We start from the raw sequence: 19,410 nt of genomic DNA on the forward strand, positions 1-19,410 counted from the left end.
AAAAGAGTCAGCTTTTTTTGTGAATCTTGTGATTCAAATGCTTCATTTGTTTTTCTGAGGTAAACAGCTAGCAAACGATAATAAAAGAATCATGGCTTCCGAAACCGTAATGAACAGGATGACATATTTTTGAGCATCCTCAGCCCATGATCCTTGGTTTAGTAAAAGGAACCCCATCATCCCTAACAACACTAAATTCGCTTTCCAGAAGAATGAAAATCCTCGCTTGAAGGAAAAGACTTCAACCTTCTTAGGGGGGTTACCATTTTGTTTTTTGCGTGTACTTTTGGGAACAGGCACTGTCACAACTTCTGAAGAGAAAAACTCTTCAAGGGTGTCTTCAATCTTTTTAAAGTAATCATTGATCGGTACAGGCACGAAGTAAACAATATGATCGTGGATCTGTTCATAATCTACATGCCAAACCATTTGATTACCTGGCAGAGAAAAAGCGACTTGGTCCTTTTGGTTCTCTCCCGTTTTGTGATTGCAGGTATTAAAGCTCATTTGGTTAAAAGCTTTATTATTTTTGTTGAACGAACTAATAAATTCTCGTAGGGAGTCATTTGCCGTTTCGTTATTTAGTATGTTTTCTACTTCTTCATTCTTCAGTTTATGTAACGCATCGTAAACTTTGTCTGAAACTTGAATGGGTTGAAGGTGCTCATCGTTAAAATGTGCGGATGAGTCCAGGTCATAGAAACTCATCATTTCTTTTGAAAGACTCTTTGTATGATCCAAGTATGTAAAAGTATGGGTTTCATTGAATATATGCTGCTTCAGATATTGATTACGGTTTATTTGATGGATATATAGCTCTTGTTCATTTTGGGTGAAATGTACATTTTTTGTAGATGTTCCTAGAGCTTGAATGAGATCCTCAAGATTTTGAGAAAGCTTAGTTTTTCTCCGAGAATTCCATAATCCCTTTTCTCGTAAAGACTGCTCAGCTTCTTCTGCAAAAACAGTAATATCCTCTTTGTTTTTACTCACTAATTCGTCCTTTAGAATGATACGACGAGCAACATTTTCATATTGGCATGATACTAGTGCAACTGCTAGTTCTTTAGAGGTTAGTATCATTTTTTCTAAATCGTTCATGGGCAATTCTCCTTGTAATAACCTGCTTTAGGGAGCTTTATTTTTGATCTGCAGTTATTTTCAGTTGAAAAAATGACTGAATCGTTTCATTGATTTTAGCAGTATACACAGCTTGTGGTACAGGAACGATAAAAATCTTTCCGTCGCTAACATTTTCGTAATCAATGTGCCAGACCAATTGATCGGAAGGGAGCATAAAGACTACTTGATCCGTTGTTGTTTGATCTTTTACATAATTGGTAGTCAGAAAAGAAATGTTGTCTAATCGTTGTTCATTATTTTGAAAGTCTTTTAAAAACTTCCTGAATGAATCGTTCAAATCAGAATCACTGATCATGGCATGTAGGACAGATTGATCTATTGTATGCAATTGATCAAAAACGTTAGAGGTTAGTTCAACAGTTTGATAGTCATCAAGATTATTAGAGTTTTCTTCTTGACTAATTAGCTCATTTATCATATCTGTGTAGTCACCCGTGTGCTTAAAGTAGGTGAAATGATGCATATGATCATTTACGTCCTGAAAAAGAGCATATTTATCGTTAAGAAGATGAATATTTAAAACACGCTCTCCATACACGATACGTACTTTCTTGGTACAGTTTACAAGAAGGCGAATCGTGTTCTCTAAACCAAGTACAAGTTTTGTGTCCTTAGTATCATCCCAGTAACCGCGCTGTTTAAGTAATTGTTCAGATTGCTCAATGAAACGCTCGAATTGAGCATCATCTTGTATGAGGTTCTGGTCATTGATAATTTGACTCGCTGGCCGGTCATATCCACATAAAGCGAGCGAAGCTACTAATTCGTTAATTGAGAGTGAAATGGGGTTTGAAGTATTCAATAGAGTGACCTCCAAATATTATTGTAAACCATTAAATATAATGAGTATGATCAACCAGTTAACTAGCAACAGTAAAAAGAAAAGAAGCGACAATAACTTGTTAATGAGTAATGGTAAACGAATTAAAGCTGATTGTGCTCCATAATTCAGACCGAAAAGAGCAAATGTCGTGTATTTGTTGACTAATGATATAACTCCATTTTTTTCTGTGTGAAAATTATATTTGTAAAGTTCGATAATGCCCCGTTGAAAAAAAATAGAAAAGAAAGCAAAGATGGCATTACTTAATAATAAAACCATGATGGTCGTAGTGGGAAAGGGGATATCAATTCCTACAAAAATAAGAGACAAAACTGAAATGAAAAGGATAGATAAAGAGATGCTGATGGATTTAGTAGTCATAAAGATTCCTTTCCTTGATGTGAAATTTATAAGATATTACTAGAATAGCATGCTTCAGGATTAGGCTCTAACGAAAATCAGATTATCTAAACCATCCTGAGACAAAATCACCGGCGTCAGATAGAGCATCTGTAACGGTATCTGTAACGGCATCTGCTGCTTCTGTAACGGTATCTGCGGCATCAGATAACATTTTTGCTCCATCTTCTTCAATCCATTTTCCAGCATCTTCGCCCCAACCTTTAATCTTATCTTCTAGTGCCCACGAACCGACGATACCGATTCCTGCTCCAACGGCTCCACCAATCACGGTTCCTATTCCCGGACAGATCATCGTGCCAATGGCAGCTCCACCAGCAGTTAACCCAGCAATTCCAACATCCATACCGATTCCAGCTGCAAAACGACCTGATTTCTCAAAGTTTGATTTGTATTGGTTTTCGTCGCTGAAAAATTCTGCTGAATTCGTTCCTAGAGAAAATGCAATACCGATTACGGGTAATTTTTTACCGATGGTAGTAACCCCATCGATGCTCTTAAACTGATTCGCCGTTTTTGCTACGTCTATTTTTTGAGCATAGTTCTTTAAGTCAGCATCAGAAAAAACAAATATGCCTTTATGATCACTAACCATCGTACCAAAGTTAATTCTCGTTGTTCCTTTATCTAAGCCTACTAATTCTCTTAATAAACCACTAGGCTTGTTATTGTAGGATCCAAGATATCTTAAAATAGGATTACCAGATGTTTTATCTCCTTTTTGCAGAAGTTTATATATGTTTTCAGCAAGCTTAGATTCATATTTTTTGGATTTTCCTTTTACCCATGAAGGAGAAGCTTTAACGATAAAATTACCTTTACCATCTCTTGTAAGCTCAAGCATATTCGTTGTAAGAATGGTGAAAGCAATAGCACCTTTTGTCACATCTAAAGCCCCAGTTGCTTTTCCTAGTTGATCCAGCCATGAGGCAATATCCCCCATAAACGTAGAATCTCCTTGCTCAACGGATAATTCGATCGCATCATCTATCATGTTCTGTATGGTGTCAGACGACATGAAAAATTCTTCAATTTCAGTGATTGTCTTTTGACTTAGAATGATCCCTTCGCTAGACCAGCTATTCACTTTTTTAACAAATTGAGAGATGTCTCCCAAACCATCAGACAGTTCACTTAATGAGGTTGTCGTGGTTTCATCGATTTGGTTCAGTTCATCGGACGTCTTCTGATTATTGCTTACAGATTGATCGACGATAGTAGTAAAAGAACTAGCATGAAGCGGGGTAGTGCTCACAAGGTGGTTTACTTGAGATGTAATTTTGTTAATAGCATCTGCGGAATCTTCCGTAAATTGCTTTAGCTTATCAAGTCCTTGTTTTACATCATGAAGGATGAACTCTTCTGTTATTAATGCATCTTCTGATTCAAATTTCGAGATACGAGACTTAATTTTCTTTAATCGATTTATGTATTCATCTAAGAATTGATTAAGCAGGAGTGTAATGGGGATATGCAGAACTGTGAAATGTTCTTTAATCGCTACGCCACCTTCTCCTTTTAAACCTTCATCGAGTTCAATGATATGATTCAATGCATTCCTGATGGCAAGGATTTGTTCTTTTTCACTTTCTTTTTTTTTGATGGTCTGATCGATTTCTTGGTAAACTTCAGAAACTTTGAGTACCTTCATCTTTTAAGTCTCCTTCATTATTTAGTAATTCTGGAAAGGTTCTGATCGGTTTGGAAAATGGCTTCTATACTTTCCCGTGCATCACTTTCAACAGATGTCAATGTCGTTTTATAGTTACTTAATATTTCATAATAAAGCTTTTCAATTTCTAGCATTTTAGTTGTTACATTCATTTGAGTTTTGGAGAACGTACAATTTGGATTAGTTGTGTCTAAAGCTTGTATCTTGTTCTTCAAGTCCGCAAAAGCAGGTTCAACCTCACTTTTGACTACTTTGATCTCAGGCATAATACCACCCCTTATTTTAAGTTGGAAAGTTGTGTTCTTTTTGATGAAATCGAGTTAGCTAATGATGCATTGGAACTCTCCAATTCATTTATTTTGTTCGTTATATCCTCTAACTGGTTCTCGATCAAACCACTCATTGAAACGTAGGATTGCTCCATAGCTGACCGTTCCTCGTTGAATCGAATGGCACTTTTACCGTTCCAGACCGAGGAGTCGAGTGAAGGTTTATTAATGAGACTCTTGTTTTCATCAAATGTTTGGTGTTCGTTTGTAAGCTCTGCATGTGATTTTCGTAATAAGTTTATTTTTTCTTGGTTATCATTCATCTGTACAGTAAGGTTAGAGATTGAACTATTTAATGTCATAATTAATTGAGAATTATCTTTCATTGCATTCACCTCAGAAATAAATGGTTACTGAACTATTTTACACGTAATAGACAATAGGAAAAATTGCCCTTTAGTACTAAATTCCAATAATAAGCAAAAATGATATTTTAAAGACCTTTTACCCTATATTTATGGAAATATAACCCTGTTTTTAATAACTATTAACCATTATTAGGACCTAATGATTAGATCTTTGGATTGGAGTGAACCGATTTATGCGTAATACGAATAATAACGTGGAAAGGTTTCCCATTGATAGGCATGTTTACCCCGGAATAAGGGTCAGCTTTTGCTTGGAAAGTAGTTCGTTTAGTGTTGTATCGGTGAAAGTAGTGTCATTTCAGGTGGTTAGAGACTCTGTTAAGGTGGAAATGCGTTCATCGTAGGTGAAAGTGAGTCCGTTACAGGTGGTTACAAGCGATTTACCGGCGAACGCGTAACAAATAAAATTACACGTACCGTAAAAACACAGCCACTCCAAGAAAATAGTTTGAATTTAACAGTTTTGACAATCACCGGGTCATAATTTTTAGAAAAATTATATTGTAACCGTTTACAAGTTGGATTATAATATTGAAAAGTGAAACGTTTCTATTGGTAAAATGAGGATTTCAGGTATCGAACAACAATCAAAACGTTTATATCTACCGAAAATCCTATTTTTTTGCACGATATCGAAACGTTTCGAAAGGCTATACCCAAACGCATCACCCACAGAATTTAAACTATTTTTTACTCCAGTACCCCGGTTTACCGGATGAAGAGGTGATTTATGAAGAACATCGCTATAAAAGATGAGAAAGTGATCGTGGACGGTCAGGAAGTCTTCTTGTTCGGAGGAGAACTTCACTACTTCCGAATCCCGAAGCAAGACTGGCGCGAACGCATTCAGCAAGTTAAAGAAGCTGGCGCGAACATGATCAGCACATACGTGCCGTGGATATTTCACGAGTACGAGGAAAGTGTTACGGATCTTACCGGAACTTCTCGACCAGAACGTGATCTACATACGTTTCTGCAGCTCGTAAAAGAAGAGGGGATGTACTGTCTAGTCCGTCCGGGTCCATATGTGATGGCAGAGATCGTGGATCATGGGGTTCCAACGTGGTTCATCGATAACTACCCCGAAGCGGTAGCGAAAACGAACGTTGGCGAGATTCACCCGACTCGAGTCGTGAGTTACAGTCACCCGACGTTTTTAGAAAAAACAGAGCTCTGGTATGAAAAAGTGTGTGCTGTTATTAAGCCATTTCTCGTAACGAATGGCGGTCCGGTTATCTTATTCCAGCTCGATAACGAAGTAGGGATGTTCCACTGGGTAACGAACCAACCCGATTTCAATACTTCGACACTTCAAGAGTTTCAACAACATCTGAGAACGAACTATACAGAGCAAACATTCCAAGAAACATTCCGCATCCCGTTCAGTGAGATCCAAACGTTCGCGGAAAACATGACGAAAAAGCCTGAAGCAATCTACGCTCACGCTCTAAGAAATGAATTTGGACTCTTTTTAAGACAGCATTACAAGCGTTTCATCGAGCATCTGAAACAATCAGCAGAAGATAAAGGCATCGACGTTCCATTCGTCGTAAACATTCATGGCTTTCATGGAATCGATATCTTAAAGCGCGGAACGATGTATCCGATTGGCATCTCCCAATTGCTCGAGACCGCTAAGATCGAGAACACGCTCATGGCTGGTGATTATTATATCGGCAACATCGAGTACGACAGCTATGTGGATATCGTTTTAGCGAACGCCTTTACAAAAGCGATCCAATGGAAAGAGCAGCCGCTTTTCTCAGCAGAGTTCCAAGGTGGAAGCATTCACGACAAGCCGAAGCTCCAACCGACAACGTTTGATCTAACGACGCGCTTATGTATCGCGGACGGGATGAACGGTGTGAACTATTACATGTTTGGTGCGGGTGAGAACTATGAAAACATCGGCTTGTTCGGAAGACGCCACGATTGGCAGGCGCCGCTCACTAAGTCGGGCCAGAAAAATCCGCACTATCCTGTGATTCAGCATATCGGAAAGATGCTTCAGACCTTTGAGAGCTCACTTCTACAAACGAAGCCAGTCGTTGATACGCATCTCGGTTTTTATCCGGATTATTACATGACTGAGTTTCATGACGAGCATACGAAACACATGGTCGACCAGATCCAGCGTGATTGTGAAACCTTTATGGCGAACGGCATTGCAAAGGCACTTCGCGTGAACAACATCATCTATGATGCGATTAACGTGCAGGATGATGACGAGATCGATCCTAGCAAGATTCCTTCTCTTTGGATGTTTACCACAGAGTGGATGGATGAAAACATTCAGCAAAAGCTCGTTACGTATCTAGAAAACGGCGGAAAGCTGATCCTGTTCCCGAGAATTCCAACGAAAACGCTGAAAAACGTACCGTGCATGATTTTAAAAGACTACATCAACGTTTCGGTAAAAGAAACAAAGCATCGCGTGTTTGGTCAGATCGATCAGGCGGACAACGTGTTGATCGACCGGGCTGAGATCTATGAGACGACTGATGGCGCGTTCGCGCATATCGAGGACAAGCCTAACGAAGTGATTGCTTTTGAAAAGCAGCTTGGCAAAGGTCATCTCTATATGTTTGGAATCGGCATGGATCACGGCTTTCATTATCAAAACGACATCATCGTTGAGCTCGCTAAACGAGCTGGAATACAGAGTCGGTTCACACTAGAAGAAGAGCTTGATATTACCGTTCGATCTTCACCAGAAAAAGGAGATTTCTTCTTCCTTCAAAACTTCGACGAATTTAAGAAGTCAACGACGATCACGTACGACGGAACAACCCTTTTCGGTGGAAAAGAAATCTCGATTCCAATGCGAAGCGGCCTCATGCTACCCGTTAACGTACCGTTACACGAAGAGGTGTTCATCGAATACGGAACGGGTGAAATCTATGAAACCTTACAACAACAAGACCAGATCTCACTCACAATAAAAATAATTCAAAAAGAAGAAGAATTCGTCTTCCGTTCCCCCTCTTGGAAACCTATAGACACCAAAGAGGTTTCAATAGAGGAAGTCCAAGAGCACACCTATAAAGTGCTAATTTCAACAACAGAAGACACGGCATCCATCCGGTTTCAACCAGCGTTCGCAAACGCTATTCAACCATAAGTAAGGCTGTTTTTTAATTACTGCTGATGTGATTTCATAATTCTCATCATCGAGTAAGTTGATTGGAGTGTAGGGTGTGAGACTCCTGCGGGACAAGCGGTCAGGTGAGACCCTTAAAGGCGCAAAGCGGCAAGGGGCTCACCGCCTGCCCCGCGGAAAGCGAAGCACCCGAAACGGAAATCAACCACTTACAGGAACAACATAGCAATACAGTACAAAAAACAAAAATTAGGAGTTGATAGGTAATGAAGAAAGTATTATCACTATTCATGATCATCGCACTGCTATTTTCAGTAGCAGCTTGTAGCTCAGATGACAAAGCAAGCTCTGACGACAAGAAAGAAAGCGTAACCATCTCGTATGCAAGCTGGTCACTTGGTACTGAAAAAGAACAAAACCTCGAGCGCCTGATGATCAAAGCGTTCGAGAAAAAGTATCCGAACATCAAGGTTAAGATCGACGAGTCAATTAACCCAACAGATTGGAACGGAACACTCGCTGCTGCAGCAAGTGCAGGCAAGATGCCAGACGTTTTCGCTCTTCCACAGATTCCATCATCACTATCAAACGACTGGTTGATGGACATCACGAAAATGACAGAAAAAGATAAAGATTTTGCTAATATTCCAGAAGCGGTTCGTGAATCAGCGACTTACAACGATAAAGTGTATGCGGTTCCATTCGCACAGCATTTCTTAGGTTACTTAGTAAACAAAGATCTGTTTAACGAAGCGAACCTGGATTATCCTGAGTTTGGTTTTTCACTAGAAGAGTACACAAAATCTATTAAAGAAGTAACGAACATTAACAAAGGTGTAGCTGGAACGAACCACGCGTTCTCTGTAACAGACTGGTACCCGGCTGCGGCAAATCCTGACATGGGCTGGTATACGGTAAAAGACGGACAATATTCTCTTGATTCTAAAGAGTTCATCGCAGGAGCGAATCTTGCAAAAGAGATCACAACGAACAACTACGCGTACGAGTCACTTCCAGATGACTTGAAAGCCAACTTTAAAGGCGAGAACCCGGAAGAAGTATGGATGAACGGACAAGTTGCTGTGAAATGGGACGGCACTTGGGGAGTTCCTGCACTTGTTGAAAAAGGAACGTTCGACTTTGACTTCATCGGTCTTCCTGGTGGAAGAACGGGTGTAACGAACGACTTTGTTGGAATCTCTAAAACGAGTAAGCACGCTGAAGAAGCATTCCTTTTCTCTAAGTGGATGTCATTCGGTAAAGAAGGTTTCATGAAGCGTATGGAAATCGCTGAAAAAGAAGGAAAAGCACTAAACACACTACCTGTTAACGCAGATCCTGAAATCTTAGACGAGTACTTTGCGATCAATGAAGTACCTGGAATCAAGACAGCTTATGACAACCTAGACAACGCAATCGTTGAGCCGGTTAAAACGGTACCTGGCTATGTTGATGCACGTTGGGAAGCACCAACTGGCGTGAAGGTTGGAGAAGAAGCAAATGCGAAAGTGGCTGTGATTTTAGATAACGTGATCAAAGGAAACCTGAAGATCGAAGACTACGCAAAACAGCTTGATCAATTAGCAGACCAAAAGAGTAAAGAAGCAAGTGAGGCTTTAAAAGATAATTAGAAAGCCTGAAGTTTAAGGGGAGGTTGATAGTATGAAGTTTAAAAGATTTCTTTGGTTAGGTTTAGCGCTGTGTCTCATTATTCCACAACCCTATGTATCTGCTGAAGGCAACAGTCAGGATAACAAGCCTGCCGAACAAGTCGTGGAGGAAAACTATCATACCGTCCTTAACAGTTGGGAGAAGAAAGGGACAGGTGACGCTTCAGATTTTGAAGCGTCTGTCTCTCCTTCTGATTTTAAGATCAAAGATAAGAAGAACTTATTGTCAGAATCAGAGAGTAAGGGCTATAACGATCGTGTTTTCTATTGGCATAACCGTGAGTCCGTTTCTTATGAAGTGAATGTAGAGGAAGCGGGACTTTATGAGCTAGCGTTTGATTATTATCCACTGAGCAACGAGGTTGTTCCAATAGAGGGCGCCATTCAGGTAAACGGTAACTATCCTTTTTATGAAAGCCGCAGAATCGTGTTTCCGGCCGACTGGAAAAACGAGAAAAACACATTTGAGAAAGATCGGTTCGACAACGATATGATTCCGAAGCAGAAGCGGATCGAGCGTTGGAACACGTTAACAGCAGAAGATGCGAGTCAGCTTCAGTCTGAACCGCTGCGTTACGAACTGAAAAAAGGAAGTAATACGATCCAGCTCACGAACCTATCAGGCGAGATGCTGCTAGGAAAAGCATACGTTAAATCACCTACCAAACTACCAAGTTATAAAGAATACGTAAAGAAACATGAAAACGCAAAATTGGCTGAAACAATAATCACGCATGAAGCCGAGAAGGACTATGAAAAGAACAGCTCGTACATACGTCCTTTTGCAGCGAATGATTCATCAGCGATACCGAGCTCACCAAAGAATCTTCTTCTAAACACGCTAGGTTCTGAATCGTGGAAAGACTCCGGACAGACGGTTAATTGGAACGTTAACGTGAAGAAAGAAGGCTTTTACAAGCTAACATTTAAAGTACTGCAAAACAAAGAGACGGGTGGTCCGGTTTTCCGAAAACTGTTGATCGACGGAAAAGTTCCGTTTCAAGAGACTTCACCCGTTACGTTCCCATTCAATAAAAACTGGGATAACGTCACTTTAGAAAATAAAGAAGGAAAAGCGTATCTGTTCTATCTATCAAAAGGAAAGCATCAGATCGGTCTAGAAGCTGATGCGGCACCTGTTGAGCCCGTTCTTCATACGACGAACAAAGTGATGCGCAAGATGGAAGAACTGACGCTTGAAATTCGAAAGCTTACAGGGAATCAGACAGACACATCTCGTGGCTGGAAGATCAGCGAGTACATTCCAGGCATCGATAAAAAACTGGCTGGCTGGGCGGATGAGCTAGAGCAAGAACTGAAGTACCTCAGGAAACTTGATAACTCAAAAGAAGATTCAAAAGATATGGTCTCGCTTGAGATGGCCGTTCAGAAGCTAAGAGCTCTTAGCAAAAAGCCGAATGAGATTCCAAGCCGACTTACAGAGTTGTCAGAAGGATCGTCTTCAGCGGCACAGCTATTAGGAAACATGCTCGTGACGTTGCCAGAACAGCCGTTAACGGTTGACCGCTTCTACGTGCATGGTGACGAAAAAGAAGTGCCGGATGCAGAAGCCGGTTTTTGGGAAAAGCTGATGAACTCAATTCAACGCTTCTTCTTATCGTTCTTCTCAGAGAACTACTCAGCGAGTGAAGCAGAAGAAGATACGTTAGAGGTTTGGGTGAACCGGCCGCGTCAATACGTAGAACTTCTCCAAAACCTATCTGATCAAAACTTTACGCCAGAAACAGGAATCAAAGTGAAATTCTCGATCATGCCAGAAGAGCAGAAGCTGATCCTCGCGAGTGCGTCGAACAAGCAACCTGACATTGCACTGGGCATCAGTTCTTGGCTGCCATACGAGTTATCGATTCGTGGTGCGGCCGTTGATCTGCATCAGTTCGAAGACTTTGAAAAGTTCAGCAAGCAGTTCTCGCCAGGAGCTTTTCTGCCGCTTATGATCGGTGATTCGGTCTATGCGATGCCAGAGACACAAGATTTCTTTGTGCAGTTTTACCGAAAAGATATCCTGCAAGCACTCGGTCTTCCGGTTCCAGATACGTGGGATGACGTGAAGAGCATCTTGCCAGAGCTTCAGCGTTTTGGAATGAACTATTATACGCACATCGCTGGTGCGACAGGGTTTAAGCCGTTCCAAGCAACCGCTCCGTTCGTGTATCAGTTTGACGGAGATCTATACGGAAAAGATGGGATGAAGACGGCGATCGGAACAGAAGAATCACTAAAAGGCATTCAGTTCATGGCAGAGCTGAACACGATCTACAGCATGCCGTTACAAGTACCAAACTTTTATAACCATTTCCGATATTCAACACTACCGATCGGGACGGCTAACTTTACGACGTATACACAGCTTACGGCAGCCGCTCCAGAGATCGCAGGATGGTGGGATATTGCACCGCATCCGGGTGTGAAAAAGGAAGACGGAACAGTGGAGCGTTGGGCTACTGGTTCAGGTCAGTCTGCGATGATTTTTAAAGGTACGAAGAGTAAGGAAGATTCGTGGGAGCTTTTAAAATGGTGGCTGTCAGAAGATACGCAGACCGAGTTCGCGACCAATCTTCAGATGCTGTACGGACCAGAATACATGTGGAACACGTCAAATCTAGAGGCGTTTAAGAACCTTCCGTGGCCAGAACAGCATAAGAAAACGATTCTAAAGCAATGGGAGTACCTATACGAAGTACCGAAGAATCCAGGTTCGTACATGATCGAGCGTGAGCTTTCGAACATCTGGAACCGCATCGTGTTCGACGGTGTGAACCCGAGATCGGCAGTTGACGATTCTGTTGTTGCGATCGACCGGGAGATCAAACGAAAGATGGAAGAGTTCGGATATGTGAAGGACGGCAAGATGGTCAAGCCGTATCCGATTCCTACGATAGAACAAGTGAAAAGTTGGGCAGGCGATGAGAATGAAAAAGAAACCAAATAAACGAGATTATTCACCTTGGATGTTCCTTGCTCCGTATATCATCTTCTTTACAACGTTTATCATCATACCTGTTGCAGCGGCAATTCTGTTGTCATTCACGTATTTTAACGCGATCGAAACACCATCGTTCATCGGGTTAAGCAACTATGTCGGTCTGATCACACAGGATGAAGTGTTCATGCAGAAGATCCTGCCGAACACGTTAACGTTCGCACTGATCGTGGGACCTGGCGGGTATATCTTATCGTTCATACTCGCTTGGGCGCTCGCTCAAGTACCAAAGCGCATGCGAACCGTGCTTGCGCTGGTTATCTACTCTCCATCCATGACAGCAGGTGTTGCGATGGCCGTTGTTTGGACAATCATCTTCTCTGGAGATGAAACTGGTTATCTTAACAGCTTGCTTCTAACGATGGGTGTGCTGTTAGAGCCGATCCAATGGTTGCAATCACCTGAGTATTTGATGAAAATCATGATCTTTGTAACGCTTTGGGGCTCAATGGGTGTTGGATTCCTCGCGATGTTATCAGGTGTTCTGAACATTAATACCGAGATCTATGAAGCAGGATACATCGACGGCATCAACAACCGTTTTCAAGAGATCATCTATATTACAATTCCGTCCATGAAGCCGCAGATGCTGTTCGGCGCGGTCATGGCAGTTGTTGGAACGTTTCAAGCTGGTGCGATCGGGGTGGCGCTATCAGGTGCCAATCCGACACCGCAATATGCGGGTCAGCTAATGGTCAACCACTTAGAAGATTATGGTTTTATCCGTTATGAGATGGGTTATGCGGCAGCGATATCGGTCGTGCTGCTCATCGTTGTATATCTGTTCTCGAAAGTAGCCTGGAGGCTGTTTGGAGAGAAAGACTAGCGAAAAAGGAGTGATCCACATGTCAGCCTTTCAAGGGACAAGAATGAACCCGTCAAAGTTTCATAGAAGTCAGCTGAAGTTTCTTGCATTTCTCATTCCACTAGCTGTCTTTATGGCTTTGCCGATCGTCTATATATTCTTTCATGCGTTCAAACCGATCGACGAACTGTTTGCGTATCCACCGCGTTTCTTTGTAGATAATCCGACATTTCAGAACTTTGTAGACCTTTTTACAAAGACGAACGATACTGGCGTTCCGATGTCGCGCTTTCTGTTCAACTCTGTTGTCGTTACGCTGATCGTGGTTGTTCTAACCGTTATCATCAGTACGATGGCAGGCTACGCGTTATCGAAGAAAAATTTTAGAATGAAAAAAGCGATCTTTGAGATCAACACGCTTGCACTCATGTTCGTACCAGCAGCGGTTATGATTCCGCGTTATCTGTTGATCGACGAACTCGGCCTGATCAATACGTTTTTGGTTCATATCCTGCCGTTACTCGCGATGCCGATCGGTCTGTTTCTCGTCAAACAGTTCATCGATCAGATACCGGATGAACTGCTCGAAGCGGCAAGGCTTGACGGAGCATCTGATTTTCAGATCTTCGTACGGATCATCATACCGCTCGTCAAACCTGCAATTGCTACCATCGCGATTCTATCGTTTCAGCTCGTATGGAACAGCGTTGAGAGTTCGTCACTCTATGTGAACGATGAAGGACTGAAGACGTTCTCGTTCTATATGTCGACGTTAACTTCAACGGTTGAAGGAAACAACGTAGCAGGACAAGGACTCGCAGCAGCAGCTTCCTTGATCATGTTCGTACCAAATCTAATCATCTTTATAATTCTGCAGAGCCAGGTGATGAACACGATGGCCCACTCAGGAATCAAGTAAGAAAGTAGGAGGGGGGAGAAATGAAGCGCATTGCCCAATTTGTAGCATTATTGGTATTCCTGCTCGTTCCGATCTCATCTATCGCTTCTGCTTCTGTCCCTTATCAGACAGAAACGTTATCAGCAGACGGTCAGACGATCGAAACACAGACTGCCTACACACCGGTCGGCACCTTGTTACCAGACGTTGAGATCACAAACCCAGAAGATATTTTCTCTGATACAAAAGGAAACCTTTATATCGCGGATTCTGGTGCTAAGAAGATTCTCGTCGCCGATAAGAACGGAAAATTTTTACGCGAGATCGGAAAAGGTGTTCTAAAATCACCAACTGGCGTTTATGTGGATGAAAACGAAAAGATCTTTGTAGCGGATTATGAAGAAGAGAAGGTATTCCGCTTTTCGCAAGACGGCAAGGTTGAGGAGCAATATGGAAAGCCTGATTCACCGCTTTTCGGTAAAAGCTCTTCTTTTAAACCGCAAAAAGTAGCGGTTGACCGTCGCGGCAGTATCTATGTGATCAGTGAAGGGTCAACGAACGGAATCATTCAGCTTAGTAAAGATGGCGGTTTTCTCGGCTATTACGGCGTAAACAGCACAGAAGGATCGTTCGGCACGTTTTTGCAGAAGCTTCTCACTTCAGAGAGCAAAAAAGCAAATATGTTCATGAAGACACCTCCTGCGCCAGATAACATCGCGCTTGATGATCAAGGTCTCGTCTATTCCGTGACAGAAGGAACGACGAACGAAGTGATCAAAAAGCTGAACGTTGCCGGCAAGAACATGCTGTTTCCGGACATCTCTGATGAGAAGTCACTGCAAGATATCGCGGTCGATCACGACGGAAACATGTTCGTCGTATCAAGCACCGGCGAGATCTATGAATATGACAGCTTCGGAAATCTATTATTCATCTTTGGTGGAAAAGACGATGGAACGAACCGTCTTGGTTTGTTCAAACAGCCGACTGGCATCACGATCGATCCTGACGGCAGACTATACGTAACAGACAAAGAACGAGGCATGATTCAAGTCTTTGAATCTACTGCTTTTTCGAAACAAGTGCATGAAGGAATCGCGCTTTTTAAAGAAGGCCGTTATGTAGAGAGTCAGAAGTATTGGGAAGAAGTGCTGGAGATGAACTCTTCGTTCGGTCTCGCGCATTCTGCCATGGGTTCTGCTTATTACAAACAACAAGACTATGATAAGGCGTTAGAAGAATATCAGTTTGCTAACGACGTGTACGGTTATTCCGACTCGTTCTGGGAAGTCCGTCACGCTTGGATGCAAGAGAATCTGGAAACGGTGTTGTTCGCGTTCATATTCTTCGGGATTTTGTATTATATCGTAAAAGTGATCGACAAAAAGAAAGGCATTCTGAATCAGCCTCGCAAAAGTATTGGCGCGATTAAGAAACAGAGATTGATAGGAGAACTGCTCTTCCTGTTCAAGTTCTTCCGTCATCCGATCGACAGTTTTTATTATTTGAAAAGAAAACAGTACGCATCGATCCTATCAGCGACGATTCTGTATGTGATCTTAATCGTGGAGTATGTTTACAGCCGTTTCTATACAGGATTTATCTTTAAAACGGTGAGCAGCGATGCGAACTTAGTCGGCGAGCTTCTCTTACTGCTCGTACCGCTCGCACTGTTCATTGTGGTCAACTATCTCGTTAGTACGATCAACGACGGTGAAGGAAGGTTCAAGGACATCTATATCGGAACGATCTATTCACTCGCTCCGTTCCTCGTGTTCAGTCCGATCCTGACCCTTCTGTCGAACGTGCTGACTTATAATGAATCATTTGTTTATGTGTTTTCGATCCGCATCATTTATGCATGGTGTCTCATCATCCTTTTCATCATGCTAAAAGAGATTCATAACTACACGTTCTCAGACACGATCCGAAACATCTTCGTTACGCTGTTCGGAATGGTAATTATGCTTCTTGTTGTGTTCATTGTGTTCGTGTTGATCGATCAAGTGTACGATTTTGTTTATTCCATCATAAAGGAGGCTGTTCTACGTGTATAAAAAGATAAGTATCGCGCTTCTTACCTTGCTCGTACCGATCTCTGTATTCGCCGCGCAAGATGATAAGAAAAGTACGGAGCAGCTTCCCGTGCCAACCGAGAAGAGTCAAAACGTGATGAAGTATACATCTTCATCGTTTACGAAGCCTGAGAAAGAAGATGCGGCTCCGATCAAGCAAAATAATTCATTCCAAGGCTTTGAAAAAGCAGCCGAGAATAAAAATCTTGCTCTTTATGTGAATGAAGAAACGCTCGCGATCAAGATTGAGAACAAGAAAACGAAATACGTTTGGAACTCTGGGCTCGATAATCCTGATCAGTACCGACTGAACAAAACGTGGGAACAGATGGCTCAATCTGCGATCACTGTTGATTATATGGATCGTCGCGGAAAGGTGAAAACCGAGAGCATCACGACGAACGATTCTAGACCACGTGTGAAGGTGAACGATAAAGGGTTTACAGCCTCTCTTTACATGAATCAGTCCAAATTAGAGTTTGAAGTGAACGTCGAGCTTCAAGAAAACGATCTTGTTGTTTCAATTCCAGAAAATGAGATTAAAGAAAATAAGTATACAAAGCTCATCTCAATGCGCGTTTATCCGTTTTTAGGTGCGGTGAACAAGAGTGACATTAACGGGTACATGTTCATCCCAGACGGATCTGGTGCATTGATTCGTTATGAAAAGAACGGGACAAAAGCCGATGCGCCGTTTACCGGATCCATTTACGGTGATGATGAAGCCTTTTTAAAAACAAAAGTGAAGAAGGAAGAAGATGAAAAAGTAACACCGGTCGAAGAGATCAAGATGCCGGTATTCGGAACGGTTCACGGTGTGAAGCAGAACGGATTTCTTGCCGTGATCGAAGAAGGCTATACACATGGTGACATTTTAGCGTATCCGTCTGGCGTTTCGACCGACTTTAACTGGATCTCTTCAGAATTCCATTTTAGAAAAGAATATTATCAGCCGACGAGTAAGAACATGAAGGGTCTTAACGTGTATCAAAAAACAAAGAACCCTTTCGGCGTTAAGCTGAGATACATGTTCTTACAAGAAGATGACGCTGACTATGTAGGGATGGCCAAAGCGTATCAAGACCATCTCTCTGAAACAAAACAGCTAGAAAAGAATGACGACAAAACCGGTGTCAGACTTGAATTTCTAGGTGGCGAAGTGAAGGAAGGTCTGTTGTGGGACTCTGTTCTTCCGATGACGAAGGTGACAGACATTCCGAGCATGACGTCAGAGCTCAAAAAAGACATCGATGATCTGTTCGTCGTCTATAAAGGCTGGTCAGATGGCGGGCTAACCGGTACATTGCCTCAGAAGTTTCCGTTTGAAAGTGAGCTCGGAAGCAGTGACGATGTGAAGGACACGATCGACGGTCTTAAAAAGGATAACATTCCGCTTTATTTTTATAGCGACTACACAAAAGCTTATGATGGTGCATCCGGCTATTCCGGCAGCAAAGACGTAGCGAAGAAAATCAGTGCAGAGACGATTTCACACAGTGAAGATAAGAAGACATTGTATTATCTATCACCAGAAAAATCTCTTGCGATCGCAAAAGAAGATGCCAAGGAATTTAGGAAACAAGGCATTTCAAACGTAGCGATCGATTCGAGCGGGTACACGCTGTTCTCTGACTTTAGCGGGAAAAAATCGAGCGAGCGAAATCAGACGATTAAAACGTATCAAAAACTGTTTAGCACCCTGAACAAAGAAGTGGGGAACGTTGCTCTTTATGAACCGAACACGTATCTATGGAATCAAACGAATCGCTATCTCGACATTCCGATGAACGCGTCTAACTATGTGTTTGAAACAGATACGGTGCCGTTTTTGCAGATCGTGCTAAAAGGCTATATGCCATATTACGCACCGTTTTCGAACTTTCAGTCAGATTCGGAAGATCAGATGCTGCGCATGATCGAGTACGGAGCGTACCCGTCGTTTCTTTTAACGAAGGAAGCGTCACACCTGCTTGCTAAAACAGCATCGAGTGACGTTTATACATCAGAATACTCGATCTGGAAAGACAAGATTTTGTATCAGTATGAAAACATCAAGAAAAGTCTTGGTGAGGTAGAAGGCGAAGAAATCGTCAGCCGCAATGTGCCTCAGACTGGTGTTGTTGAGGTAGAATACTCCAACGGAAAAGTGATCGTCGTCAACTATACGAATGCTATTTTTAAAAGTAACCGTATTGAAGTGAAACCAAAGGATTTTGCGGTAACAGAAGGAGGAGAAAGCGATGAAACGACTAGGCAATAACAGAAATCTTACAGGATTGCTGTTTGTTTCACCATGGATCATCGGCTTTCTCGTCTTTACGGCGTTTCCGCTTTTATACTCACTCTTTTTAAGCTTTCAGGAAGTAAAGATCACGACAGATGGCATCAAAACGAATTTTGTAAGCTTTGGAAACTATGAGTATGCGTTTTCGGTCGACGGAACGTTCGTTGACCGCGTCCTAAAATATCTAGAAGAGATGGTTATCTCGGTTCCGATCATCATCGTCTTTTCATTGATCATCGCTCTACTGTTGAACCAAAAGATCAAGTTCCGCGGACTGTTCCGCACGATTTTCTTTCTGCCCGTAATCATCGCGAGCGGACCGGTTATCAAAGAGCTGATCGATCAAGGTATCACGACGATTCCTTCTATTGAACAATACGCGATCTATCAAGCGTTAAATGATAACCCGGATGGTTTCTTTAACGGAATTCTACTGTATTTAATTAAAAACTTAATTGTGATCCTGTGGTATTCAGGCGTACAGATTTTAATCTTCTTAGCTGCACTTCAAAAAATGGATAAGCAGATTTTTGAAGCGGCGAAGATCGACGGTGCGAGCAACTGGGAGTTCTTTTGGAAGATCACTCTGCCAAGTCTAAAGCCGATGATCATCGTTAACTTGATCTACACGATCGTAACGTATTCGGTCTTCTCGCTGAATCCGATCATCGAACATATTCAGAAAAACATGTTTAAAGTAGACACAGGTTATGGCTATGCATCAGCCCTATCTTGGATCTACTTCCTGATCATCGCTGCAGCACTTGCGATCGCGGTTGGTGTGATGACGGTAAAAAGAAAGAAAAAATACACCTAAGA

General features: G+C 42.1%; 13 protein-coding genes. 8 read left to right on the forward strand and 5 right to left on the reverse strand.

All coding sequences use genetic code 11. The features are described from left to right. Window positions 1-42: 42 nt before the first annotated feature. From ACOZ9X_RS00450 to ACOZ9X_RS00470, 5 genes are all read right to left on the reverse strand, one after another. Window positions 43-1,101, reverse strand: a complete 1,059-nt coding sequence (locus ACOZ9X_RS00450) for a hypothetical protein (protein WP_423416552.1) — start codon at window positions 1,099-1,101, stop codon at window positions 43-45. A gap of 37 nt (window positions 1,102-1,138) precedes the next feature. Next, on the reverse strand, window positions 1,139-1,945 hold the full coding sequence (locus ACOZ9X_RS00455; protein WP_423416553.1) for a hypothetical protein: 807 nt from the start codon (window positions 1,943-1,945) through the stop codon (window positions 1,139-1,141). A 484-nt stretch (window positions 1,946-2,429) separates the two neighbouring features. After that, window positions 2,430-4,037, reverse strand: a complete 1,608-nt coding sequence (locus ACOZ9X_RS00460) for a T7SS effector LXG polymorphic toxin (RefSeq protein WP_423416554.1) — start codon at window positions 4,035-4,037, stop codon at window positions 2,430-2,432. A 17-nt stretch (window positions 4,038-4,054) separates the two neighbouring features. Continuing rightward, on the reverse strand, window positions 4,055-4,324 hold the full coding sequence (locus ACOZ9X_RS00465) for a YwqI/YxiC family protein (RefSeq protein ID WP_423416555.1): 270 nt from the start codon (window positions 4,322-4,324) through the stop codon (window positions 4,055-4,057). An 11-nt stretch (window positions 4,325-4,335) separates the two neighbouring features. Beyond that, on the reverse strand, window positions 4,336-4,713 hold the full coding sequence (locus ACOZ9X_RS00470) for a YwqH-like family protein (RefSeq protein ID WP_423416556.1): 378 nt from the start codon (window positions 4,711-4,713) through the stop codon (window positions 4,336-4,338). A gap of 772 nt (window positions 4,714-5,485) precedes the next feature. Between ACOZ9X_RS00470 and ACOZ9X_RS00475 the strand changes: the two genes are divergently transcribed. From ACOZ9X_RS00475 to ACOZ9X_RS00510, 8 genes are all read left to right on the forward strand, one after another. Continuing rightward, on the forward strand, window positions 5,486-7,876 hold the full coding sequence (locus ACOZ9X_RS00475; RefSeq protein ID WP_423416557.1) for a beta-galactosidase: 2,391 nt from the start codon (window positions 5,486-5,488) through the stop codon (window positions 7,874-7,876). A gap of 245 nt (window positions 7,877-8,121) precedes the next feature. After that, entirely contained in the window at window positions 8,122-9,486 is a 1,365-nt protein-coding gene (locus ACOZ9X_RS00480; protein WP_423416558.1) for an ABC transporter substrate-binding protein, read from the forward strand. Between the two features lie 31 nt (window positions 9,487-9,517). Further along, window positions 9,518-12,478 carry an extracellular solute-binding protein gene (locus tag ACOZ9X_RS00485; protein ID WP_423416559.1) on the forward strand — a complete coding sequence of 987 codons (2,961 nt, stop codon included), beginning with the start codon at window positions 9,518-9,520 and terminating at the stop codon, window positions 12,476-12,478. Next, window positions 12,459-13,355 carry a carbohydrate ABC transporter permease gene (locus ACOZ9X_RS00490; RefSeq protein WP_231618237.1) on the forward strand — a complete coding sequence of 299 codons (897 nt, stop codon included), beginning with the start codon at window positions 12,459-12,461 and terminating at the stop codon, window positions 13,353-13,355. Before ACOZ9X_RS00485 ends, ACOZ9X_RS00490 begins: the two co-directional genes overlap by 20 nt. Window positions 13,356-13,374: 19 nt before the next feature. Then, the gene (locus tag ACOZ9X_RS00495; protein WP_423416560.1) at window positions 13,375-14,253 is read left to right on the forward strand and encodes a carbohydrate ABC transporter permease; all 879 of its coding nucleotides are present in this window, start codon (window positions 13,375-13,377) and stop codon (window positions 14,251-14,253) included. 20 nt (window positions 14,254-14,273) lie between these two features. Beyond that, window positions 14,274-16,289 carry a YIP1 family protein gene (locus ACOZ9X_RS00500; protein WP_423416561.1) on the forward strand — a complete coding sequence of 672 codons (2,016 nt, stop codon included), beginning with the start codon at window positions 14,274-14,276 and terminating at the stop codon, window positions 16,287-16,289. Continuing rightward, window positions 16,282-18,567: a DUF5696 domain-containing protein gene (locus ACOZ9X_RS00505; RefSeq protein ID WP_423416562.1), complete on the forward strand. Its 2,286-nt coding sequence runs from the start codon at window positions 16,282-16,284 to the stop codon at window positions 18,565-18,567. Before ACOZ9X_RS00500 ends, ACOZ9X_RS00505 begins: the two co-directional genes overlap by 8 nt. Then, the gene (locus ACOZ9X_RS00510; protein ID WP_197128772.1) at window positions 18,548-19,408 is read left to right on the forward strand and encodes a carbohydrate ABC transporter permease; all 861 of its coding nucleotides are present in this window, start codon (window positions 18,548-18,550) and stop codon (window positions 19,406-19,408) included. The genes ACOZ9X_RS00505 and ACOZ9X_RS00510 overlap by 20 nt, the downstream gene beginning before the upstream one ends. Window positions 19,409-19,410 lie beyond the last annotated feature (2 nt).

Origin of the sequence: Fictibacillus nanhaiensis (assembly GCF_049537595.1) — a bacterium.
Classification (GTDB): Bacteria; Bacillota; Bacilli; order Bacillales; family Fictibacillaceae; genus Fictibacillus; species Fictibacillus nanhaiensis_F.